20 protein-coding genes are annotated in these 22,068 nt (G+C 55.7%); 8 read left to right on the top strand and 12 right to left on the bottom strand.

The genetic code is table 11. The annotated features are described in order from the left end of the window. Positions 1 to 99: 99 nt before the first annotated feature. Positions 100 to 1,857 carry a DUF262 domain-containing protein gene (locus tag ASG25_RS13875; protein WP_062474791.1) on the top strand — a complete coding sequence of 586 codons (1,758 nt, stop codon included), beginning with the start codon at positions 100 to 102 and terminating at the stop codon, positions 1,855 to 1,857. Positions 1,858 to 1,930: 73 nt separating this feature from the next. Here ASG25_RS13875 and ASG25_RS13870 read toward each other — a convergent pair whose 3' ends face one another. The 4 genes from ASG25_RS13870 to ASG25_RS13850 all read right to left on the bottom strand — a co-directional run bounded on the left by ASG25_RS13870 (position 1,931) and on the right by ASG25_RS13850 (position 4,996). Continuing rightward, positions 1,931 to 2,251: a hypothetical protein gene (locus ASG25_RS13870; RefSeq protein ID WP_062474789.1), complete on the bottom strand. Its 321-nt coding sequence runs from the start codon at positions 2,249 to 2,251 to the stop codon at positions 1,931 to 1,933. After that, positions 2,233 to 2,517, bottom strand: coding sequence for a hypothetical protein (locus tag ASG25_RS13865; RefSeq protein WP_062474784.1), 285 nt, complete (start codon positions 2,515 to 2,517; stop codon positions 2,233 to 2,235). Before ASG25_RS13865 ends, ASG25_RS13870 begins: the two co-directional genes overlap by 19 nt. Next, positions 2,518 to 4,554, bottom strand: coding sequence for a DUF5906 domain-containing protein (locus tag ASG25_RS22810; RefSeq protein WP_156466903.1), 2,037 nt, complete (start codon positions 4,552 to 4,554; stop codon positions 2,518 to 2,520). Positions 4,555 to 4,810: 256 nt separating this feature from the next. Then, positions 4,811 to 4,996: a helix-turn-helix domain-containing protein gene (locus ASG25_RS13850; protein ID WP_062474772.1), complete on the bottom strand. Its 186-nt coding sequence runs from the start codon at positions 4,994 to 4,996 to the stop codon at positions 4,811 to 4,813. A gap of 905 nt (positions 4,997 to 5,901) precedes the next feature. Here ASG25_RS13850 and ASG25_RS13845 point away from each other — a divergent pair. From ASG25_RS13845 to ASG25_RS13830, 4 genes are all read left to right on the top strand, one after another. Next, complete coding sequence (locus tag ASG25_RS13845; RefSeq protein ID WP_156379716.1) at positions 5,902 to 6,273, top strand: hypothetical protein; 372 nt, start codon at positions 5,902 to 5,904, stop codon at positions 6,271 to 6,273. Further along, the gene (locus ASG25_RS13840; RefSeq protein WP_062474764.1) at positions 6,270 to 6,911 is read left to right on the top strand and encodes an OmpA family protein; all 642 of its coding nucleotides are present in this window, start codon (positions 6,270 to 6,272) and stop codon (positions 6,909 to 6,911) included. Before ASG25_RS13845 ends, ASG25_RS13840 begins: the two co-directional genes overlap by 4 nt. 823 nt (positions 6,912 to 7,734) lie before the next feature. After that, entirely contained in the window at positions 7,735 to 7,962 is a 228-nt protein-coding gene (locus ASG25_RS13835) for a hypothetical protein (RefSeq protein ID WP_062474761.1), read from the top strand. A 69-nt stretch (positions 7,963 to 8,031) separates the two neighbouring features. Next, positions 8,032 to 8,283: a DUF982 domain-containing protein gene (locus ASG25_RS13830; protein ID WP_162242196.1), complete on the top strand. Its 252-nt coding sequence runs from the start codon at positions 8,032 to 8,034 to the stop codon at positions 8,281 to 8,283. Between the two features lie 4 nt (positions 8,284 to 8,287). Here ASG25_RS13830 and ASG25_RS13825 read toward each other — a convergent pair whose 3' ends face one another. The 3 genes from ASG25_RS13825 to ASG25_RS13815 form a co-directional block, all read right to left on the bottom strand. Beyond that, positions 8,288 to 8,476 carry a hypothetical protein gene (locus tag ASG25_RS13825; protein ID WP_062474755.1) on the bottom strand — a complete coding sequence of 63 codons (189 nt, stop codon included), beginning with the start codon at positions 8,474 to 8,476 and terminating at the stop codon, positions 8,288 to 8,290. 27 nt (positions 8,477 to 8,503) lie between these two features. Next, entirely contained in the window at positions 8,504 to 8,761 is a 258-nt protein-coding gene (locus ASG25_RS13820; RefSeq protein ID WP_062474752.1) for a hypothetical protein, read from the bottom strand. 103 nt (positions 8,762 to 8,864) lie between these two features. Beyond that, positions 8,865 to 9,332 (bottom strand): hypothetical protein, encoded by a 468-nt coding sequence (locus ASG25_RS13815; RefSeq protein WP_062474749.1) that lies wholly within the window; start codon positions 9,330 to 9,332, stop codon positions 8,865 to 8,867. 170 nt (positions 9,333 to 9,502) lie between these two features. On the opposite strand from ASG25_RS13815, the gene ASG25_RS13810 reads away from it, so the two are divergent. Beyond that, positions 9,503 to 9,865, top strand: coding sequence for a hypothetical protein (locus ASG25_RS13810; protein WP_062474746.1), 363 nt, complete (start codon positions 9,503 to 9,505; stop codon positions 9,863 to 9,865). A 474-nt stretch (positions 9,866 to 10,339) separates the two neighbouring features. Beyond that, on the top strand, positions 10,340 to 12,373 hold the full coding sequence (locus tag ASG25_RS13805) for a tail fiber domain-containing protein (protein WP_156381760.1): 2,034 nt from the start codon (positions 10,340 to 10,342) through the stop codon (positions 12,371 to 12,373). 313 nt (positions 12,374 to 12,686) lie between these two features. Here the strand turns inward: ASG25_RS13805 and ASG25_RS13800 are convergent, their stop codons facing one another. Then, complete coding sequence (locus ASG25_RS13800; RefSeq protein ID WP_062474740.1) at positions 12,687 to 13,682, bottom strand: KpsF/GutQ family sugar-phosphate isomerase; 996 nt, start codon at positions 13,680 to 13,682, stop codon at positions 12,687 to 12,689. A gap of 53 nt (positions 13,683 to 13,735) precedes the next feature. Next, entirely contained in the window at positions 13,736 to 14,581 is an 846-nt protein-coding gene (kdsA, locus tag ASG25_RS13795; protein WP_062474738.1) for a 3-deoxy-8-phosphooctulonate synthase, read from the bottom strand. A 438-nt stretch (positions 14,582 to 15,019) separates the two neighbouring features. Between kdsA and ASG25_RS13790 the strand changes: the two genes are divergently transcribed. Beyond that, positions 15,020 to 15,661 (top strand): GDSL-type esterase/lipase family protein, encoded by a 642-nt coding sequence (locus tag ASG25_RS13790; RefSeq protein WP_062474735.1) that lies wholly within the window; start codon positions 15,020 to 15,022, stop codon positions 15,659 to 15,661. Here ASG25_RS13790 and ASG25_RS13785 read toward each other — a convergent pair. The 3 genes from ASG25_RS13785 to ASG25_RS13775 all read right to left on the bottom strand — a co-directional run bounded on the left by ASG25_RS13785 (position 15,654) and on the right by ASG25_RS13775 (position 21,585). After that, positions 15,654 to 16,442, bottom strand: a complete 789-nt coding sequence (locus tag ASG25_RS13785) for a hypothetical protein (RefSeq protein ID WP_156379714.1) — start codon at positions 16,440 to 16,442, stop codon at positions 15,654 to 15,656. The genes ASG25_RS13790 and ASG25_RS13785 overlap by 8 nt on opposite strands. A gap of 516 nt (positions 16,443 to 16,958) precedes the next feature. Next, a complete protein-coding gene (locus ASG25_RS13780; RefSeq protein ID WP_244479411.1) occupies positions 16,959 to 17,729 on the bottom strand; it encodes an ABC transporter permease in 771 nt (256 codons plus the stop codon). Between the two features lie 433 nt (positions 17,730 to 18,162). Next, entirely contained in the window at positions 18,163 to 21,585 is a 3,423-nt protein-coding gene (locus ASG25_RS13775) for an HAD family hydrolase (RefSeq protein ID WP_062474726.1), read from the bottom strand. Positions 21,586 to 22,068 lie beyond the last annotated feature (483 nt).

Raw genomic sequence — 22,068 nt, 5'->3', positions numbered from 1 at the left:
AAGCATATCATTTTATTACGAATTTGAGTGAAGCTATCGTTTGTAGCCCCAGACGCTTGTGATGGACGTTTGAGGTCGATATCTAACCTGAAACAACAGATGGGGGTTGCCTTGGACTCAGGACTGAAAGTCACCGACACTCCGGAAGAGAGCAGTTTCTCGGACATCGTTGCCGGTGATAATGTTATAAATATACCACTATTTCAGCGTGAGTATAAATGGACAGAAAAGAATCTTAGCCAGTTTTGGCAGGATATCGAAGAGATTCTTGATGGCACAAAGCAATCTCAATTCCTGGGCGTGATTGTAACAGTTCGTCAACCGAGTCAAATTGGGAGACCTACAATCTACGACATTGTCGATGGCCAGCAGAGGCTATTCACTTGCTATCTGGCAATAATGGCGGCCGTTCGCGCTGCTTTAGATGAAGGTAAAAAAGAATGGGCGCTGGAGGTTGCCAGAACCTTCTTGCTTCTACGACCTTTCAGTCAGCACCCAACGAACACGAAGCTTGTTCCATCTGCAGCAGATAGGCAGCAGTTTAAGCTAGCGTGGGATGACATCGCTGCTCATAGCGTTCTGAAAGAAAAAGGTAGTTGGGACGTCATAGGCAAGCCCACTCCTCCTCATTCTTCTGGCCCGTCCAGCGGGAAGCTAATCCAACAATATATCCGACTTGTGCGGCGGTTTCGCAAAACGTTCACAGACTATGGTTTTGAGCGCGTAGAGAAAACCTTACAAATTCTTACAGGTAGTCTTAGCTTTGTATCGATTTCTCTAAGAAATCCGATTGCCGCCCCAATTATATTTGAGCGATTGAACGCTCGCGGCGAGAGAATAACGACAGCAGACTTGGTTAGAAACGAAATATTTTCACGAGTTGCATCTGAGCCAACGCTTGCTCAAGTAATATTTAACAATGATTGGGAGCCTTTTCAGAGGAAGTTTTTAGATGCACAAGTAGACCTTGAGAAGTTGCTGTTTCCATATGGGCTTGCACTCAACCACAATACGACAAAAGCGGATCTATTTTCGGTCTTGAGAGTGCATTGGAATACATTTGAGGATACTACAGATATCATTATCGATATGGATAGGTTCGCGCCCACAATTATAGCGCTTGAGAAGGGTTTGACTGAGTCTCTGCCTAATGAGCTAAGGCAAAATATTCTTCGGTTGCATCGACTCGGCGCGCCAAGTTCAATTTACTCGTTTGTTTGCCTCGTCAGTGACGCAGCAAGTTCGGGCAGACTAGAAGTTACGACTGCGAGGGAAATGCTTGATGTGATTGAGGCTTTTCTAGCCCGACGCGCAATCTGTGGCCATGAACCGACGGGCTTGCATGCGGTATTCAAGGGCTTATGGCCTGAGCTTGCCAAGGAAGGTGATCTATCAGCAACAGGTGTTTCTAAGTCGATCCGTAAGCGACCAACTATCGCCTGGCCGTCAGATCAGGAGTTTGAGCACGCCTTGCGCTTCGGTGACCTCTATAGCAGAAAAGTTTGCAGGTACGTCCTGTCAGAGTTTGAGCTTTCGGAACACGGTGAAACTCCCTCCGACAGTTTTTGGATTGAGCATATCATGCCCCAAAAGCTCACAGACGAATGGGCAGGCTTGTATTCAGAAGACCAGCATAAATCGTCACTGAACACCTTCGCCAACCTCATCCCGCTCACATCGAAAATGAACAATGATGAAGGACAGAACGCGTTCCAACTAAAACGGGTGGCTTACAAAGATTCAATTTTCTCCACCGCCCGTTCCTTGGCACTGCAATTTGAGACGTGGTCATTGGATGATTTGAACACAAGGGCAAACCGGATAGTTGAGTGGTCGCTGCATAGGTGGAAAAAGTAGAGTTATACAAACAAAAAAACACGACTTATAAATCCGCAGTTCGCGGAGATAATTTCTATAGGCGCAACGGGTGTTAGTGGCTGTGTTCTACATAGTCACCGTCATCAGTCCTAAGGCAAATGGCGTCCAGTTTTTCGGAGTCCGAGGCGAAAGGGTGGAAGTCGTTCAGGAACTTCCGCATTTGCTCATGGGACGTCTTCATTGCGACGCGGACCCACTTGCCCCATTGGCCGTTTTGTCCATTGCGGTGACGGTGCTGCACTATGAGGCGTTGGCCATCCGCAGCGTAGATGACACGTTCGTTAGGAGAAAATTCGACGAGGATGTCCGGCCAGTCGTTGTCCCGCTCGAATTTGATTTTGCCGTATTGGTCTTTCACAAAGTTGGTGCGCATGCTGCAGAAATCTCCTTGAGTTTTTCGAGGTCGTTGGTGACGTCCATGCAAAGGTCCATCATGTCGTAGGCGGTGGATGCCGTGTCGGCCGTCCTCCATTTGCCTACGTAGTAGGGACTAACTGCACGGTGTTGGAGGATCAGGGGCTTCCCACTGATGTGGCGGATCACGCGCCAGTTGGCATCGAATTGGGTGATAACGTCAGGGTAGTCGTCCAAGCCCTGCTGTTGTTCGGCAATGAGGCGGCGAAGGCGTTGGGATGCCATTTAGATACCCCTCCAGTGAGCAACAATCCGGCCTTCGGTGGCGTTTTTCCAGCGATCAAAATCGCGGATAATCCAGAGCCGATGCTTCGGAGATTTCGGATTTCCCGGTTCGGCCCGCACCTGGCCTGTCTGCAACGCACCGATAGCCTTGAGAGCGTCGAAGCGTTGGTTGCGTGTGGATGACGTACCCAAGGCGAAACGAAGATCATCCATGTGGATAATATCCCGGTTGAACGGCGCGTTGCCTTCACCAACAAGTTCCTGCAAGGACTTCTCAGTTTCAGGCATGGAGTCGTAGAGGAGCCGGGACTTCGCAGCGGTCATGGGTGGCGGCGATTTGGGATCGAAGCTACTCAGATCGCGCTGCAACAGATCGTAGAGAATAGCCGGGGCTTCGGTTTTCATCGCCTCCGCCAAGGTACGGTAATATTCGCTGGATTGGCGACGCATTGGGCTTTCGTAGAAGAAAACCCGTTTATCCGCCTTTTCGAGGGTAAGCGGGCGGGCATGATTGGACGTAGCGAGGAGGAAGTCAGGCGTCTTCGCACGAAACTTTTGGACACCCTTCTTTTCCACAAGCTTGTCGCGCTCCGTCAGCAAGGTTTTGATCTTGTTGTAGATGCCAAGCTTGTTTGAGAGTGGGAGTTCTTCAACAACGAGCAACTGATAATCAGCAGTATGGGCATTAAACTTTTCGCCGAAATCCTCGCCCTCAATAGTCTGGTGATTGTCCGGCCCAAGAAGCTGCTTGATGAGTTCCAGAAGCTGCCCCTTGCCGATCTGTTGTTCGGCGCTGCCAAGCAGATAGGCGTGGCGGATTTTTTCGCCCGGATGCTGCACCATAAAGGCGAGGCAATCCAAAAGGTGATCGCAGGCAATAGCGCCGTCATCGGGATCGGAATACAGCAATTCCAGATGACGCCGGAACACAGGCCACTTCCCATGGGCTGGCAGGAGAGGCGACGGTGTCCACAGGTTCAGGACATGGATACCATTGTCAGTTTTGGTGAGCCGGGCGTTAATACCGGGCAGGTATTGGGCAAGGCGGACGCGTTGGGCCTCGGGAGACGCCAGGAAAGCGGCATGCGCCTTTCCGTCGAAAAGGTAGCCAATCTCCGAGTCGAGGGACTCGGGAAGGAGTTCCGTTGCCCGGTTCAAATGATCCAGATCGAAATAACGGACGTTAGGCGTGGAGACGCGAACGAAACGGCGAAAGGCGTCGGCCCTTTCAATGTCAGAAGGGAGACCATAGCCAAAGGTAATCGGCGAGCGATCCTGATCCATCAACGGGCAGTCGGCGCATTTCTCAGTGCCGCATGTCGACTGGATGGTCTCGCATTTGTGTGGCGGCGAGCGGCGTGCCATGTAGGCGGCAAATTCGGCTTCGTTGAAACGATTATCGATCACAGACAGGTCGCGGGCGATGGTCTCGCCATCCTCGCAAGCGCCGGCAATGCTAAGGAAATGGTGCCATTCGGGCTCCGGCAGATGTGCGCCATCCATCATGCGAGCAGCCCAATCGGCGACGAGAGCACAGTTGGTTTTGATGTTATCGAAATCAGCGACCTTGCGACGGTCATTGTGATCAGTGGTCTTCAAATTGTTGGCTACGATGGCAGCGTCGAGGGCTGCGGCACGCGGGTGCGTTTTGGTGACCCATTCATCCAGTTCTGCAGCGCAGTAGCGGAGGTTTCCATCGGCGCTAACAAGTTGAACCGGGGCAGCTATGCTCCTCTTCCGATTCCAAGTGCCAGGGTACCGCAGCACACGGGCGAGGTCGGCGGTATTGTCGAGCTTCCACCGCTTCTTTTTCCTGGCAAGCTCGATAATTGCACGCTGGAAACGGCGATGGGCGGTCTGGGCTTCATGTGCTGGCATAGGGCTATCCAGAAACCAATACGCATGGAGGCCGTTGCCCGAATGAACGAGAGCGCTTGGCGGCGGAAGACCAATGTCATCCATAAAAGCCTGAAGCTCATCAAAGCTCTGCGGAATTGCCGTTTCGGCGTGAGCTTTGAGGTTGTTGGGGTTCAGCACGTCGAAATCAAAGACGAATGCGGAGACATGGCCAATATAGCTACCATCGCCACGTTTGCCATTAGGAGGGTGCCTGCTCAGTGTGGCGACGGTGTAGTAAACTTCGTGACTGTGCGCCGCTTTCGCATGAAAGCATCGGCTTCGGGCAGCTGTTTCATCGTGTAAAAGCCAGGGGGGGGGAATGCATCACCAACTTTACGGCTGATGGAAATAAGGCTGTCCGCCGGGCTGTGCCGGTGGAGCATTTCGAGGAAGTTCAATGGCGAACCTCCCGGCCGCTCTCAAGCAGGGCTTCAATGTCAGAAGTTTTCAGGAGAGTGCGCTTGCCGACCTTGATGTAAGGGAGCCGTTTGTCCTTCATGAGATTGTAGAGCGTAGAGCGGGAAAGACCAGTTGCCTTGGTGGCATTGGCAATTGTGTATGTGATCGGAGCGACGTTCATGGAAGATGGTCCTCTGTGCTGTATAGTGACGACAGGGGACAGATAGGAATGGGCTATATTTCTGCAATGTATCCGAGTGATGCAGAATTCATCATAATGATTAAAGTTGTGTAGTTGAATTTTCGGTATGCCATTACCATGCAATGATATCGGTCCGGTTTTTAGAAAATTTCCCAGGGTTTGTCTGACCCTATTTGAGCCATAAAGCGCTGAAATTACGGGAAAATCCTGGTACCCTTATAGTTGATATGGTGCCAATGGTGCTCTGTAAATACCTGTTGGGACAAAGACCACTCCCAGGAAAAACGTCCCTGAATGCTAGCTAAATTAGTATGAGCAATTATTTGATGCGTTGAACACCGACTTAGGATCTGCGGCGAGAAGTGATCCCCCCATAGGTTCGCGGTCGCACCGATCGTCGTGGTCAATTTTGCCATCTGACGAGAGCTGGGTGGGTAGTAGCCTTGATGGTTGGGGGTATTATTGGGGGTATTTGTTGGGATTGAGAAATTTTTTTAATAATAAAATCAGTTTATTATGAAATATATTCGAATTCGGCATGGGCACCAGAGAGATTAGTCTCACCAATAAAAACCCTTAGCGATTGATGCCTTGTCTCAGTCCGCTTTGCGCCGCCCGCCGTGTTTGATCGAGCGGCTCGGTTCGCATTCGTCGTCCTCGCAATCCGGGTCTCCATCGATTGCCTCGGGGATGGTTATTGCGGTCCCAGGCAGGGATCGGCACCGTTCGGAAAAACGATCGTGGATCTTGTGAGATAAGGGCAAAGTTGTAGTCTGTGGCCTGTTCGATAGGGAGGGAGAACCATGCCGAGCCGTTCAGCCATACTGCTTCTGACGGGTCTGTCGCTTGTTTTTACTTCGGCAGCGTTCGCGCAGAGCGCTCCGATGACGGTCGAGCTTCAGTCGGGGGTAAGTGCCCGGATTGTCGACCTCAAGCGCGTGCCGGGCCAGGACATCGTGCAGCTTGATTACGAGGTCATCAATAACAGCAATGCGGCGGTCAACATCGCGGAAATTGGTATCGGCCGTGCTGCCTATGGTCTGAACGAGATTACGCTCTACGACTTCCCGAATAAGGTGAGCTTCAAGATCGGCGTCGCCAGCGAGTGCCTCTGCACGCAGCCGCCGGAAGCACCGCTCAATCCCGGCGAGACATTCAAGGCCTGGGCCTGGTTTGCACCGCCTGCGACCAGTCCCGGCCCGTTCGCCGTGCGATTTGGCTCGACCGTGCCGATCATGGATGTACCGGTCAAATGATTGGCCACCTCGCGATCGCAACGGGCGTTCTCCTGGCGGCGGTGAGCGGCGCGATGGCGCAAAGCGCACCAGCGACAGTTCCGCCGGGGTTTTCGGCGTCGTCGCCCAGCATCAGTTTCTCATCGCCCGGAATTGGCTTTGCCTCCCCTGGGATTGCGTTCGCGTCGCCCCCTATGACGGACGACGAATTGGCGCTCGGCCCAAAGCCCGCTGCTCCGCCCCCGCCGGTCGTGAAGGGCTTAGAGGTCAAGGAGGTTGAAGGCGGCGTTCGCTACACCCTGTCAGCCGACATCCTCTTCGATTTCGACAAGGCAACACTGCGTTCGAAGGCGACACAGGCTTTGGAAGCGATGTCGGACGATGTCCGCCAGCGATTCACGAAGGCGCTGTTTCTGGTGGATGGCTATACCGACAGCAAGGGAAGCGACAGCTACAATCTGAAGCTCTCTGTCCGGCGGGCCGAAGCGGTCAAGGACTTCCTTGTCCGCAAGCAAAACTTCCAGACCGCATTGATCACGACCGAAGGACGTGGTGAAGCCGATCCCGTAGCGCCGAATGAAACACCGCAAGGAAAGGATGACCCCGAAGGGCGTCAAAAGAACCGTCGTGTGGAAATTCTGGTTCGACCAGCGGAGTGATCTCGGCGCGAAACGGGAATGACGTCACGAAAGCTCGCTTGCGCGACGGTAGAGCCCCGCAGCGAGACAGGTTGCGGGACATGGAGTTCTGATCCTTTAAGGATCTGTTGCCCTCTCCAAAGCCTTTTAAAGCTCTTTTTGCGACAGGCCGCATCGGCTTTCGATTGCAGCCGTACCCACCTTCGGGAACAGCCGGAAGCTGTGCGCTCTCGTTCGCCACTTTCCATATAGATCGATACCGTCGTCGCGGATGGGGTCCAGTTCCGCGGTGAAGAGAGCGGGCGAACATCGCTGAGATCCGCATGCCATGCACCGTGCGCAGGCGTTGAGGCACGAAGGCTTCGGGCGGCGCAGGTTATCAAGGGCCGAGGACGGCGCACCCGCTCCGAGCATCTTCGCGCGCTCAATCGGTGTTCTGCTCCGGTTCGATGCTTCCAGTTAAAGACAGCCACACGCCTTTGGTCCCATCCCGTACCGAAACCTCCGCGCACCTGCCCTGTTTGGCTCCGCATCATGGGACGAGAGGACACAGAGAACGCTCCAAGCTTGCGAATGCTGCCGTCTGCAAAGCTTCCGCTGCGGCTCGGTATTCTCTCAACATGCAACGCGCAGATGAGCTGTTCCTGATCCCAGAGGGACGGAATGGGCCAACCTTGGAGAATGACGGGCAGAAGCGCTCGACCTGATCTTCTTCATCGCCAGCGACGGCCTGCCGTCGAGGCGAACGAGGAACATCAGGATCATCGGAATGACGAACGAAGCCAGCGCAGTGCCGGCATCGGTCACGATCCAAGACGCTTTGCGCAGATAAGATGGTGACGAGATGAACCAGTACGCCTGGAAGATTGAGAGAGCGGCGGGCGCTGCTCTTGAGGGAACGACGTCGCTGGAGCAGCTAGAGGCCGTTCTGGAGCAGGCCTCGCTGCCCGCGGCCCATACCGCGGCGGACATCATCTCAATAACGAAGATCATGCAGTTTGAGGGTCAAGGGATCTATCGGCATCGGGCACCGGGAGAGGAATGGACACTCTTGTGGGTTGAGCTTCGATAAGCGATCAGTGTCATTCGTTTGATGGGGAACCACACGGCCAACCATCAGGTTCTATGGATGGAGGACACCATGGACACGAAGATTTGGGACCAGCCTGTTACGCTTGAGATGTATGGGCATGGGCATTATCGCATTGTGACAAGCGCAAAAGAGGCAGCAAAGGTCCTTCGCAACGAATGGCCTCTGCGGAACGGTGTCTTTTACGAGAGAGCCGTCAGTACATGCAAATCCGTGTTGCAAGATGCTGCACAGCCGGAACAAAGCCGCCTGCAATTTCTGCAGGCGGCTCGGGAGGCGGATATCAAGATCGTGTCATGCTGACCCGTCAGGGCACGGTCGGCTTCCCTTTCTTGAATGTGGAGCCGATCGGCATCAGACTGCGGTCCGTGACGTCTTTCGAATATTGTTCACTGGACTCTCGGACAGGCGGCTCCTGCTCCTTGGAAGCCCTTTGTTCCGGCGTACCGGTGGGCTCCTGCAGATCGACGCCATGTGTCGTCTTGTGATCCGTCATTGTTACAATCCTCCGAAGATGAATTGCTTATCGGTTGCTCGTCACCGGTGCTGGGAGATGGCCTGTATGATGGATCGGATTATCGGCTGTATCCGCTTCCGTCGGCTTCTCTGCCGCTTCAGATCCGCGCCCCATCCTCACAGGCGGGGCAGTGTTGAGATTTGAGTCCGTCTCCGGTGCCTTGTCGGGCTGAGGTTGCCGCTCAACATCGAGCGCCGATGGCTCGGTCACATTTCTGCTATCGAGGCCTGCATTGTTGGCCCGTTCTTCGTTCTCATTGGTCATGGTCTTGCTCCTTCACCAACGACAACTGCGGGGACGGGTGCGAGTTCCGCCGCCTTGGCGGGTCTCCGGCTTCAACAAGTGCGGGAGCACACACCGTCACCGCCTATGGGCGGGGGCTCGAGAGCCGGATATCTCGCTCGTGATACTGCATCTTCCAGTGAATGAGGTCGCTGTTCAGTCGAACCACAACGGTGAACCAGGTAATCGACACCTTGCCGACGTCCGCCGACACCACCGTTACGGCAACATCGCCAAATGCCTTGACGATCGATTGCGCTTCAACAGCGTAGTCCCGGCCGCTCTCCACCTCATAGGTGAAAGACTCTGCGTCCGGCGTCGCTATCCCCAGGAGGGCCTGGGTGAGCTGTTGCGTATCCACAAGTCGGGTTGCCCGTTTCTCGGACTCGCCGAACGCCTGGATCTGGTGAAAGGCCCAGCCATAGATGTTGACCGCAGCGTCAGCCTTGTCATCTTTTCGCGAATACGTCCGGAGCGTGACCGACGCGGTTCCTTTGGCGATATCGGCCACCATCGCGACGGCTCTCGGCCAATCGACTGTGCGCAGGAACATGCATCCTCCATCCATGCCAGGGTGCCAGACGACGACCGACGTCCGAACATGCTAGGTAACGCGTGCGGGTCCGATTGATAGGTCGGAAAGGCACTTGTTTGCCCTTCATCCGAAGTTCACCGTCCGACGTGTTCCTGGGAACAACGGGGAACGACACAAGTTTCGATCCCATGAACAAGAGCAGCCCCACCTTTGTCGTCCCGCTGGAATGGCGTAAGGCGAACCCGACCAGCCATGGTGACTTCACAGGCCTCGACGGAAACAAAGCCGTTGCGCGTATCTACCTTGCCGTGTCCGACATTAGTCTCGACGAGGGCTGGCACTGGGAGTTGACCACGAACCATGAAGGCCTCGAGGCCGATCAGAACGCCGGACAGGCCCATTCGCATATTGCAGCCGCGGAGGCCGCCGAGCGTTCCTATACCCGGCTTTTGGCTGGCCACAGCGCCGGCATTTCTGACCCGTCGCCTGTAGAAGCCCCACGGGAACCGGACCTTGTCGTGAAGGCGCTTGAGCTGGGCAGCGATGCTTGATCTGTCTTCCCGTCGGAGATCATGACGCGCGAGGTGCTGGAGGTCGCGCCGCGTTGCAACGGCAGCACTGACGTGCTCGGTCCTAAGTTTTAGTTCGCGGAACGCATACGTCCCGCTGAGACGATCCTCCGCGACCGTTACCGACAGGTTGATGCCCTGCTCAAGACATGGCCTCGGTACCGGGCGGACAAAAAGTCCTCTCCGGAGATCTGCACGTCGGAACAAGCGCCGACGACGCCGGGGCTTGTTCCCTGTCCCGATGGCTCCGGGTCCACTTTCGCCAAGATTTCCTCTACCGTAGCCCCGTGTACGCTCGATGCGGCCTCCAGCAAACATGCTGTGGGAAACGAAATCGCGTTCGGATCGCGAAACGAGGGAAAGCCTGCTTTGGACGGAACGCGCAGACATCTGCTGTTTGGAGTGTCGGCTCTCACCGCGGGGACAGCAGCCGCAACGCATGCAGGCGGCGCCGGGTTGAACCCGATGATCGCCGGGAAGGATGGGAACCTCCCGTCTGGGCTGGGCATACTGCCGTTCAACACGATGGCGCAATTCGTCGCCGCGTTCATACCGTCGATCATCGCCGTTGTAGACCTGCATGGCTACTATCTTGACGACGATTGCGACAGCTTCAGGATGTACCGGCTGCCTTCGCCTCCAAGTCCGGTCAGGGCATGGCACAGGCAGACGGCAGATGGCGGTTGGTGGTCGTACGCCAACGCGCTGAACATCGATGTTCGCATGTTCGGGGCCAGGGGCTCGGCCTCGCCCGCGGATGCGGCCATCAACCGGGCGGCAATCCAGAACGCGATCGATTTCAAGTATTCGAAGGGCGGAGGAGATGTCCATGCGGCCGGCTTCTTCTTTGTCGACGATACCCTGTATCGCCCGTCCTCTGTCCGGCTGAGAGGCACTGTTCGGCACAACGTCTTGCGCAAGTACGGAGACACAACCGCCGGGGTCGCCCATCCGCTGACCGGAACCGTGTTTCACACATCGGGGCCCGGCACACCGCGGCTTTGGACCGATGAGAGCGGCGATGGAACGGACGTCCTTCTGCGCCCCCTTATCGCCGAACTCGGCGAGAATGGCGGCGTGATCGACATCACGCTTCAGACGGGCCGCGATGCCGATTCCTGGGATGTCGGCCTGCTTTTGTGCGGCGTGTCCCGGGGTTTCTATTCGGGCCTCGACGTGCGCGGCGCATGGCGAAAAGCGGCGTGCCGTCTGGACGCCACATGGGGGCGATCGAATCCGCGGATGATGACGCTGGCTCACCTTCCCGCATGGTTCACGTCCGACTACGCGACGCTCTACGACTATGGGCTGACGAACAATCTCTGGGACGTCTGCCGGTTCGAAGGGGCATGTGCCTTGGTGGTCGAGAGCGGTCCGAACGCCGCCTATGCCGCAAACGGCATCTCCGACACGAAATTTCGTGCCTGCGAGTTCTACAACGACAGCAGCGGCGAGACCCTTGCCTATCGGGAAGCAGATGGTGCCCTGATCCGCCTGAACTATGCCATCCCCGGGCTGGGCGGCGCGCAAGGCCTGTCGTTCGAAAGCTGCCGCTTCGATTGCGCCAGCATCTGGATGTTCGACATCGGGTCCTGGTCCAATCTCGACGTGGCGGGTGGCCGCAATTTTGCAGAAACGAGTGCGGCATGGTTGTCGTACCAGACATCACAAGGCGTGCCCAAGGCGCAAAGGCGCGGTCGCATCCGCACCAGCGCCCAGACGACTCCGCACCGAGGCGATCTGCTGCGGTTCGAGGGCGAGTTCTTTTGCAATATCAGCGCGGATATACCCGACGACACGGGCGACGTGCTGCCGCGAGCCTGGATCCCGCGTGGTGACAAGGGACGCCGGATTTCCTTCCAAGGCCCCGGCTATCACAACGGGTTCGACTTCCTCTCGGATGGCGAGACGGGCATGTCGGGCCTGACCCTTCGCTCATGGCGGGCCGACGGTCGGATAAGCCTCCAGAATATGGTTGGCGATGCCATCACCACCTGGGGATGGATGGCCGACAACGAGACCGTCTGGGGAACGGCCTACGACCAGCGCTGGGGCGAAGGCACCGTGACGTTCCAGCGGAGCAACGTCACCTTCCTTTCCTATGACGGAGGTAGCCTTGCGTCGCCTCCTGTCTACGCCGGCACAACGGCGAACGCCGCAAACGTGATGGTGGACAGCGATGGGCGTCTGCGACGCTCGACTTCTGCGCTCAAGTACAAAACGGATGTCAGGCCGATCCCGGACGAGATGCTCGATGCGATGCTCCTGCTCGACGGCAAGCTCTACAAAAGCCTCTGCGAGGGCGATGATCCTGAAACCGATCATATGGGTTCGATTGCGGATCAAGCCGCCGCACTTGGCCTTGAGCCTCTGGTGATCCGGGGTCCGGGCGGTGCCGTCGAGGGTTTCAAGTATGAACGCGCCTTCTCCGCTCTGCTCGAAATCGTCAAGCGGCTGGACCGGCAAGTGCGGGCATTGGAGGAACGGTGAGGCCGCCGCACGCCATGGGGAAACGGGACCAGGGTCTCTAGGGCTTGGACGCGCCCAGTCCTCGTCCTGATCACGGGCACGGGCACGGGCATGGGCGCCGAGGTCAGCGCACATCAACGCCGCGCTTTCGCATGGCGACCAAGGCCGCTCCCGCACGGCCGCGGCATGGCGCGGATCGCCAACTCTGCCGCAAGCGCGTGTTTCTTTCTCCAACGGTCGTGACGACGGTCGGAGCAGGCAAGGCGGAGTATGCACCGGGGTGCAACGCCTGCTGCGTCGACCCTGGTGACAATGGACCGCCCCCAGAGAGGCTTCAGGCCACGCCGGCGCGCAGGAGATCGTGGAAATGGACGATCCCGATCGGCCTTCTGTCGTCGTCCACCACCAGCAGGGCCGCGATGCCGTGCTTGCTCAGGATCGCCATGGCAGCGGTCGCCAGCGTGCCTTTTCCCACCGTCTTCGGGTTGTGGGTCATGACCTCGTCGATCGTCATCAACCCGAGGCGGCCATCGAGGTGGCGGGCGATATCGCCATCCGTCATGACGCCGCAGAGACGGCCGTCGTCGTCCACCACGCCGACGCAGCCGAACCGCTTGGCCGACAGCTCGTGGATCGCATCCGGCATGGAGCAGCCTTTCGCCACGAGCGGCAGATGGTCGCCCGTGTGCATGAGGTCGCTGACATGCGAGAGCATGGCGCCGAGCTTGCCGCCTGGATGGTAGACGCGGAAGTCGGTTGCCGAAAAGCCCCGCGCTTCGAGCAGCGCGACGGCAAGGGCATCGCCCATGGCGAGCTGCATCAGCGTCGAGGTCGTCGGCGCCAGTCCGTGCGGGCAGGCTTCCGTCGCCTTCGGCAGAAGCAGCACGATATCGGCGCCGCGCGCAAGGGCCGAGTGTTCCCCGGATGTCAGCGCGATCAGCGGCACGGAAAAGCGACGCGTAAAGGACACGATCCCTTGAAGCTCGGCCGTCTCTCCGCTCCAGGACAGCGCCAGCACGACATCGGCCGGCGTGATCATGCCGAGATCACCGTGATTGGCTTCGACCGGGTGCACGAAGAAGGACGGCGTGCCCGTCGATGCGAGGCTGGCGGCAATCTTGCTGCCGATATGCCCGCTTTTGCCGATGCCGGTGATGATGACCCGACCGTCGCTTTCGCCGATCAGCGCCGCTGCCTTGCGGAAGGCATCGCCCAGGCCATTGGCCATGGCGGCTTCGAGCGCGTCCAGCCCCTGCTTCCCAAAGGAAAGCGTTCGCAGTGCAGAATCAATCACATCGTGTTCAACAAGTTGCAAAGCGCGTTTGATCATGCCGCGACTCCTTCCATATCTTCGTGTCGAAGGTCCATGGGACCCAATTGCGTCTATGCTTTGGCAATGGCGTCGAAGGCGAGCAGCTTTTCGAGAAGCTGCGGCATGTCCTTCAGGTGCACCATGTTCGGTCCATCGGACGGCGCGTTGTCGGGGTCTTCGTGCGTCTCAATGAACACGCCGGCCACGCCGACGGCCACGGCGGCGCGCGCCAGCGTTTCCACGAACTCGCGCTGCCCACCCGACGATCCGCCTTGCCCGCCGGGCTGCTGGACCGAGTGCGTCGCGTCGAACACGACAGGCGAACCGAGCGACGCCATGATCGGCAGCGATCGCATGTCGGAGACGAGCGTGTTGTAGCCGAACGAGGCACCGCGTTCGCACAAGAGCACGTTCGGGTTCCCGCTCTCGAGAAACTTGCTCTGAACGTTCTTCATGTCCCAGGGCGCCAGAAACTGGCCCTTCTTGACGTTGATCGCCCGGCCTGTCTTGGCGGCGGCCACGAGCAGGTCCGTCTGACGCGACAGGAAAGCCGGGATCTGCAGGATATCGACGGTCGGGGCGACGCGTGCGCAGTGCTCTTCGGTGTGAATGTCGGTCAAGACGGGGAAGCCATATTCCGCCTTGAGGTCGGCGAAGATTTCCATCGCCTTGTCGAGACCGATGCCGCGCTTGCCGGACATCGACGTGCGGTTCGCCTTGTCGAAGGAGGACTTGTAGACGAGGCCGAGACCGAGCTTGCTGCAGAGCTCAACCAAGGTGCCGGCGATCATGAACGCATGGTCGCGGCTCTCCATCTGGCAGGGACCGGCGATCAGGGACAGCCTGCCGGTGTTGGAAAAGGTCACTCTGTGCGTACCTTCGCCGACGGACACTTCAGAATGGGGGGCGACGGCCATGTCGTTCTTCCTTGAAATCAAACGGAATGTGCGTCCCGGAAAACTGTCCGGAAAACCCGGCGTATCGGCATCCGTCAGGAGGCTCCGTGCTCCCGGCGACCGAATGTTGCATTCCTATCAAGGTGACGTGCAAGAAACAATGTTTGTGATAGCTGACTGATTTGTCATGCGGGAATGTGGTCGGGGGGTGGGTTTCGGGATGCCCCGCGCGATGATTATAGCGGCCCACGGTTCTTGAAAGATGCATGCCCAGAAGAGGTGTTGTCTTCGCCATGAAGCCGACGGCGGCGCAAAACTGAAGCTTGGACATATCTTTTAAGGATTTGATCGCAGCGAGAGCAGTACGTCCACGATATCATGAATGGTCGCGCAGTGATCGTTGCGACGCGAGCGCCGTTGCTCTATTCCTGCAGACTTGCTGCGTTACAGGACAAAGAGATGAATGATCACTCCCAAACAGAGGCCTTCCCCCCGTTGTTCGAGCGGTCTTCAAGAGATGAAGTCTGGGAACAACAGACGCGAAAGCAAGCAGAGTTCCTGAAAAAATTTAAAGGTGGGACACTGCTTGTCGGCGACTCACTCGCGAAATTCTGGCCGAAGACACTGCAGCAAGAACGGTTTGGTCAATCATTTATCAATCTAGGGGTGCCCGGTGACCGTGTCGAGAACATTCTGTGGCGTCTGGATGTGCACAACATCAAAGATCTAGCGCCAGAGCGCATCATCGTAATTGCAGGAACAAACAATCTCAAAACCGATGTGAAGCCGGAAACAATATTGTGTCGGCTTCTGGCCTTAATAGATTCTTTAAAGACATCTGTGCCGAAAGCGGCTTTGTTTCTTTCGGAAATACCGCCACGCGGCGATGAAATGAAATATAGATCTGACGATATTATTTATCTCAATAAGAATTTAGGTCAAATTTCCCATCAACGTGGCTTCGAATTGGTCAGGATTCATGCGTCTATCATGGAGAGATATAATGCTTCTCCAGATGATTTCGATCTTTACATTGATAAATTGCATTTCGGCGATAAGGGGTATGAGCTCTTCAGCGATGCTCTTCAAGAGATCATCTGAGAAGGTGCAATGCCAGTGAAATGATGACGGCACCCCACAGTGCGACTGTTTTCCAGTCTCGCTGTGCGGGTTCCCTAATGTCGTTCATATAGACTGCCCGATCAATGTCTCGAAACTTAAGCGAGGCGTCCCAGAAGCTTTCAGCGACATTGTCGCCAAGGGACCTCTTCTCCCAGAAAACACCTCTTTTGACGACCTTTGCCGGTGTGCCTGCAATAATACATCGACCCTCGCCGGGCGATTTCGTAACCACGGAGCTAGCTCCGATGATTGTGTCGTGTTGTATCTCAACGCCCTTCATGATGCTGACGTTATAACCAGCCCAGACACGGTCTGCTATGTGAATGGATTTGGGCTGATTGATGCGTTTGAGGCTTTTGATGTCGACCACTGAGTGTGAGTCACCGGACCGTATAACAAGGCCTGTAGAATAGATGCCCCATGCTCCAACAACGATCTCCGTGTTGTACTCTGCCTGGACAAATGCGCCAACAAACTCAACGTGATGACCTATATGAATAGTATTATTGTCGCCTTTACAGATAAAAACTCCCTTTATCCTCGCGCCTCTTTCTATAATTACCTTGTTTCCGCTGCCGTAAAATTGCATCGACATGCCGCGGATATCGGTATTCTTGCCGATTAACAGGGTGTTACTGTCGCCTGATGTCGTAATATCAAGACCTGACGGTGGTAGAACGGCCGTGTCTGCAATTTTTACAGTCGTGTTCGTACCAGTGCCGCTTATTTTGTAGTTCGCGGGCGGGAGGCTTTCACGCAAAATGTAAGTCCTTAGACGGGAGCTTTCAGGCAAAGTTATCGGGCTTGCAGACCGGGACGTATGCCGGCTGCCTGTGCCATCGTAATGACCGCTATGCAGAGGGCAAGCGCCGGCGACGGTGCTTCGATGTATGGACCATCATCGATTTTTGCGCTCGCCATCCCCGATTCCCAGCTGCACCCCGCAACATGACCTGGAAACAGCGCGTTCGCGAGCTCTCGGGCGTCGTCCACTGACGATGTGAACAATGGAATTCTTTCCGCTGTTCCTCCCGTGGGCGCGTACCAGTTCACCGTCTTATCGCCTTTATCTTCGACAACTTCTCGACGATATCCAAGAAGCATAGCGATTGCGAGATCCAGCGTCCGCTCTGGAGCGCGCGCAGCTTTAAGTCGGTCTAGAAGTTGCGTATACGGCATTGCAAGTGATCCCTGTCCGAGCATAGCACTGTCTCGCTGTCATAATTAAAGTTCACATGGAAAGATGTCTTCCAAGCTACGCGATCATCCCCTGAATTCAACGGCCTCTCAAAACTTCTCGCGAAGAGGTGAAGACCATCAAGCCCAGAAATAATGCTATAGAAGCGCACATGAACAAATAAAATGGATCGTATCCAATTGCGCGATACTCTGGGTAAAAACCCTTCCGAAAAGACATGATCACATGCGCCACCGGATTAATAAGAATGATATCTCTCATCTGAGCGGGAAGAGAGTCCGGTAGGTAAAAGACAGCTGACAACATGAAGAGAGGGCGACTTAAAATACCGAATACTTTTTCGTATAGGGGGTATTTTTGAAACCAGACGACATTTGCGAAAGCAATCCCTAACGCGAGCATGCTTCCAGCGAGCACGCTCTCGACGAGCGGCCCCCAATTGATTTGGACGGGGTGATTGAGAGCTGCAAGTATTGGCAACAGGACAGCGAAACTGACCACAACATTAGTGCCGAGCTGAAGAATGTGCCGTGCGATAACGGTATCGATCGGCGCGACATTGGGATAAGCAAGAAGAGCGCGATTGCTTGCAACAGCGCCAGTTATATAACCGGCTGCTGATTGGTAGAACTGATATCCCAGATATCCGGTCGCGAAGAACAGAATGAAACTGGTGCCAAGCGGCGGTTTTCGCGCAATTCCCATGAAAATGAATGACATGAACGTGATGTGCGCGACGGGATCGAGAACAGCCCAGGCATAGCCGCCAGGTTTGCTACCAAATCTGGTCGACATCTCTCGGATCACGAGGGCTGCTACAACTCTGTAGTGTGATTCTGCAATATTCAACGAGCGAGCTCTTCCGTTACGGCCGTCCATAAACTCCAGACGCAGAGCCGGACATAACCTTTAAATCTGGTCGATATCAAGATGCCAGAAGACTGCAAGCATTTCACGCGTTGCCGATCTCGATAGCATCACGCCTTTCACGACCGTCGCGGGTACCGAGGGATTAGGCAATGATTGTTAGACGCGACAGGCGTCGTTTCACACTCAGAGCCTGAGCCGTGACGGATCCACGAGCCCTGACGCTATCCGTGCAATTCACCTCTACCGATCTTGCCGCATCTGCCTTCATTTTCGCGGTCAATTACGGCGCATGGCTCAATATGGAGCCAGTCGCCATAATCAGTGTCGATCTGATCTTCACCAGCCAGAAAGGAGGTGCGGCCATTTTGCCAAACCGACCGGGCTCCCATCCTGTTGAGTTAAAGCGTTTTGCTCATTTTCTCGGCGGAAAAAGAACGGCTCCCACTCCGCGGTACCAAGGGTTGCGCAGGTCGGCGAAAAAGCCTTCCGGATCTGCGTTGAACTTCCTTAGGTCCTTTTCGTTTCCGATTTTCGCGACCAAAGGACGAACGATCGGCATCAAACTCTTCTGCAGCCCAGACGGTTCTCTCTTTATCGGAAGAATTTCCATCTTTGCACGGGAAACCGCCTTCGCCACGACGGGGGTCGCTGCACTTGGTGCAGTTTTGGTCCGAGCCTTGACCGCCGCGTATCCTGCCTTCCAATAGGATGCTGAAACATCCTTGGTCGGTGAGATAAAATGCCGGGTCGCTGCTCCGCTGAACGCATCCTCAAGCTGTGCGCCGAGAAACAGTGCTGCATCGTCGGCTGACGGTGAAGACAGGAAATCCGCCATAAGAGCGGTCGCGATGTCCGGGCCGAAGTTGACCTCTGCAATGTTTGGGCCGAGTGTGCGGCAGATGTCGTCAACAAAGGAGAGCGCGCCACGCTGGATCGCGCCTATCAACTTGAGACGATCAGGAGATGTTTCCCCGACATAAACCGGTTCGAAAGACCCGGAAGATGACTGGCGGACGCGCTCGATCGTAGGCGTTACGTCACAAAGAATGTTCTCCAGCATCAGGCGGTTTGAGAGGATTGGGTCGCGGTCCGTCGCGATGACGTCTTCTCCCATAAAAGCTCGGATCGTGTGGCCGGCTCTCTTCCAGCGTGTGGAGGCTTCCAGACTGGCAAAGTACAGGCCTGTTATAGGTTTGCCGAGCATCTGCCCTAAGCTGCCCTGCATATTGGCATGCCAGCCTACGTCGACCACGGCAAACCGTTCGTCGCTGTAAAGTCCGCTTGCCTTCAAATACTCGCGATAAATCGTCCCCTCGCTATGCGCAATGGACAGGATCTTCGGCTCAAGCCTTTTTAGGAGCTGTCTCAGCTTTGCTTTCTCCGCAGCGCTTCGACCAATGACCGCTTGGAGATTTTTGTAGCCGGTTTCAGCAAGATCATCGCTTGTAATTGCCGAACTTTCCAGCCCGAAACGACCCGTTAGCAGTGAACTGAGTGAAGCCGTGTTATCGATCGTCTGATTTGCAAGCTCGATGATATCTTCGAAGGAGGAGAGTTGCGCGACGCGAATTGCTCGCCGAGAACCGAACAAGTAGTTCGACTTTGCCCGAGTAGGGGCAACGCTGGCGACGCGGTCGAACGCATCTTTCAAGATTTTTCCTTCCCTTGACAGAAAATGGAGTGTCTCCAACTCCATCTCGATCGAGGATCGGCGTATCCATGTCGCCATCGCGGCAACGAGTGGCCCAACGACAGTATAGCCAAGTAGCCAAGGGTCGCCACGCGAGACGCTTTCAAACGTGGCTTTCTTCGGGTCGTCGAAAAGCTTATGGGCGATCGCGCCTGCGGTCACGCTTCGGCCGAGGCCCGTCATCGGGACGCGCCGTCCGAAGGCAGCCAGCAACTGAGGATGCTTTGATATGTAATCCGATGATTTCGGTACATGAAATGCGGTGATCTTCCTCGACTCGGCCGGACGAACGTCGGTGTTGATGTTGTCGCCAACGTGCACCATACGGACCGGTGATATGCTGCGCTCGGCGGCGATATAATCAAACAACGATCCCGATTTTTTTGTCATCCCGATTTCGCTCGAGAGATAGATTTGGTCTGGATCATAGCCGGTACGATCAAGGATAGAATCGATGCAATGGCGCGGCAGGTACATATCGCTTGTGACAATGACCGGGATGTTGGCCGCTTTGGCGGCCTGAAACATCCTCTGCCCGATAGGCCGAACCCGGCAGGCGCGAACCTCGATCTCGATTTCGGCTTCAAGATAGGGTGCTAAGCTGCTCGCAGGGACGCCGAGTGCCAGAGCGAACTGGTCATAAATATCCTGAAGCGATATTTCTTCCCCTTGCGCCTCCGTTCTCGCCGCAAGTTCGGCAGCGAGACGCTTAGCAGCAAAGTCGAAGATCGGTTCAAGCCGACGGCGATCCACCTCCAGTTCGAGGAGACGATACAGGTCCGCCGGCGCTTCAAAGCCGCGGATGACAAGCGTATCGAAGAGATCGAAAGACACGAGTTGAGGCGACTGGGTCTTGAGAAGATCAGCAAACTGAGACGCCTTTGAAGGGGTTGCTGAAGCAAGCCCTGCTCTCGCGTAGTCGCGCTCCACGATCTTCTCTCTAAAGCTCGACAAGAGTATCTCATCGTAATGGGGATCTATGTCAGTAAACGACGGAAACCGATCCTCTATAGGCCGTGCCCGACGACCAGCCAATTCTTCGAGTAGTGAGACGAGAAACTTCCCGTCAAGGAGCTTGCTCGCGAGTGGTTGGTTCCTCATCAGTGCGAAAGAGAGTATCCGATCGCGCTGGATGTCTTGACTGACCTTGGACTGATCGAATGGAGCCAGGTGTGTTTCCCCGATCACCTTCAGGGGCGTGTGCCATATCATTGCTTGAAGCGCGAGCCCGGACGTTGCGACGGCAACCTCGGACGCGCTCTGTAGAAGATGCTGACTGACCGACGGAATGGATCCGGTTTCGGGATCGAACACCAGGTTGGGGTGTTTTTTGACAAGAAACTCGGTGAACTCCTGTGTCATGACCATATCTCGGTACATGTTGGAAACGTACTGAGTGACCATCACCGTTTTTGACGGATCCATCTCCGTCAGAGCCTTCATGCAAAACTCGGCTTGGGAGTAAAAGCCCGTGTCAGCCTTGAAGGCGTAATGTGCGGAAATCTGAAGGGGTAAAAGCGAAAACTGGCGACCTTCCGACTGGAGCGTTTCCGCGAATGGAACCGGGAACCGATTGAAGATCCGCATCGTTGTGTCGCGGAACGACGAAAGAGCTGGCGCAATTGGTGCGGATGAAACGATATGATCCGCATGTTGGAACATGGTGCTCTGTCGATAAAGCCCCACTGTATCGAATGTAATGGTATGGGGATAGGGCGCCCGCGCGAATGCGCCCGGCATCTGACTGACGATCAATGCGTCGGGATACAGATTACGCAAGTAAGGTGACGGCGTCTCCCATAGAAGAACACAGTCTACGTCTTTAGGGAGCTTGTCGGCAAGATAAGTTGTCAAACGACTGCAAATTGCGGAATCTTGTCCGTCTACATAGAGTCCAACGGAGGGATCGGCCCAGCTTCCTATTACACGAATGACATCAATCGTATTCAGCGGAATAAGGTCGCACGAACCTTTGAGCCGATCAACGTGATCCGAAAATGCGTCTGGAAATGCAATCGTCACCTTGCACTTCTGAGCAATCAAAGCACTTGCTTGCTCCAGTAGCGTTTTCGTAAAGGCGTTAAGACCGAAGAAAAGGTCGCCTCCCTGAGTTGGCCAAGGCTGGCTCCATATCAGCACGTGCATATATTCTCTCCGATATCAAAATCTATGTTCGTCATCGCGCGCGCGATGTCTCTGTTCGGTGCGCTCGCTGTCAACGGCAGCCGCGCTATGTCCCAAGATCAGATGTATCTGCCGCAAGGGATTCAGGCTGGGTGAAATCGACTCGGTCCCAGTCCATGCTGTTCGGTGTTCGGCTCCAGGCTGTCCGTGATCGGACAAGTCTAGCGGGAGATCCGACGTAAACGCCATTCGCCTCTGTGAGTGGGCGCGTTATCATCGAACCGGTCCCGACGATCGAGCCGCTGGCGATCGTCATGCCCTTCAAAACGCGCACACCTTCGCCGATCCAGACATGCTCGCCAATGTCTACATTTCTGCCAGCGTTAATTTCTTCCCGCGAGTCAAGATCGTACATTGGATGCTCGTCGGAACATCTGATTTCGATATTGCGGGAAAACATGCAATCACGACCGACGGTAATTGAAGCCCGTGCGCCCACACTGA

The organism is Rhizobium sp. Leaf384 (genome assembly GCF_001424065.1).
Taxonomy (GTDB): Bacteria; Pseudomonadota; Alphaproteobacteria; order Rhizobiales; family Rhizobiaceae; genus Ferranicluibacter.
This window is presented reverse-complemented; position numbering and strand designations above follow the sequence as displayed.

Bases quoted from the DNA above. Each gene is read 5' to 3' on its own strand.
- ASG25_RS13825 (WP_062474755.1), bottom strand. From the start codon at position 8,476: ATGACGGATCACAAGACGACACATGGCGTCGATCTGCAGGAGCCCACC.
- ASG25_RS13800 (WP_062474740.1), bottom strand. From the start codon at position 13,682: ATGATCAAACGCGCTTTGCAACTTGTTGAACACGATGTGATTGATTCT.
- ASG25_RS13845 (WP_156379716.1), top strand. From the start codon at position 5,902: ATGACGGTCGAGCTTCAGTCGGGGGTAAGTGCCCGGATTGTCGACCTC.
- ASG25_RS13865 (WP_062474784.1), bottom strand. From the start codon at position 2,517: ATGGCATCCCAACGCCTTCGCCGCCTCATTGCCGAACAACAGCAGGGC.
- ASG25_RS13815 (WP_062474749.1), bottom strand. From the start codon at position 9,332: ATGTTCCTGCGCACAGTCGATTGGCCGAGAGCCGTCGCGATGGTGGCC.
- ASG25_RS13835 (WP_062474761.1), top strand. From the start codon at position 7,735: ATGAACCAGTACGCCTGGAAGATTGAGAGAGCGGCGGGCGCTGCTCTT.
- ASG25_RS13790 (WP_062474735.1), top strand. From the start codon at position 15,020: ATGAATGATCACTCCCAAACAGAGGCCTTCCCCCCGTTGTTCGAGCGG.
- ASG25_RS13810 (WP_062474746.1), top strand. From the start codon at position 9,503: ATGAACAAGAGCAGCCCCACCTTTGTCGTCCCGCTGGAATGGCGTAAG.
- ASG25_RS13875 (WP_062474791.1), top strand. From the start codon at position 100: ATGGGGGTTGCCTTGGACTCAGGACTGAAAGTCACCGACACTCCGGAA.
- ASG25_RS13840 (WP_062474764.1), top strand. From the start codon at position 6,270: ATGATTGGCCACCTCGCGATCGCAACGGGCGTTCTCCTGGCGGCGGTG.
- ASG25_RS13850 (WP_062474772.1), bottom strand. From the start codon at position 4,996: ATGAACGTCGCTCCGATCACATACACAATTGCCAATGCCACCAAGGCA.
- ASG25_RS13820 (WP_062474752.1), bottom strand. From the start codon at position 8,761: ATGACCAATGAGAACGAAGAACGGGCCAACAATGCAGGCCTCGATAGC.
- ASG25_RS13870 (WP_062474789.1), bottom strand. From the start codon at position 2,251: ATGCGCACCAACTTTGTGAAAGACCAATACGGCAAAATCAAATTCGAG.
- kdsA (WP_062474738.1), bottom strand. From the start codon at position 14,581: ATGGCCGTCGCCCCCCATTCTGAAGTGTCCGTCGGCGAAGGTACGCAC.
- ASG25_RS13775 (WP_062474726.1), bottom strand. From the start codon at position 21,585: ATGCACGTGCTGATATGGAGCCAGCCTTGGCCAACTCAGGGAGGCGAC.
- ASG25_RS13830 (WP_162242196.1), top strand. From the start codon at position 8,032: ATGGACACGAAGATTTGGGACCAGCCTGTTACGCTTGAGATGTATGGG.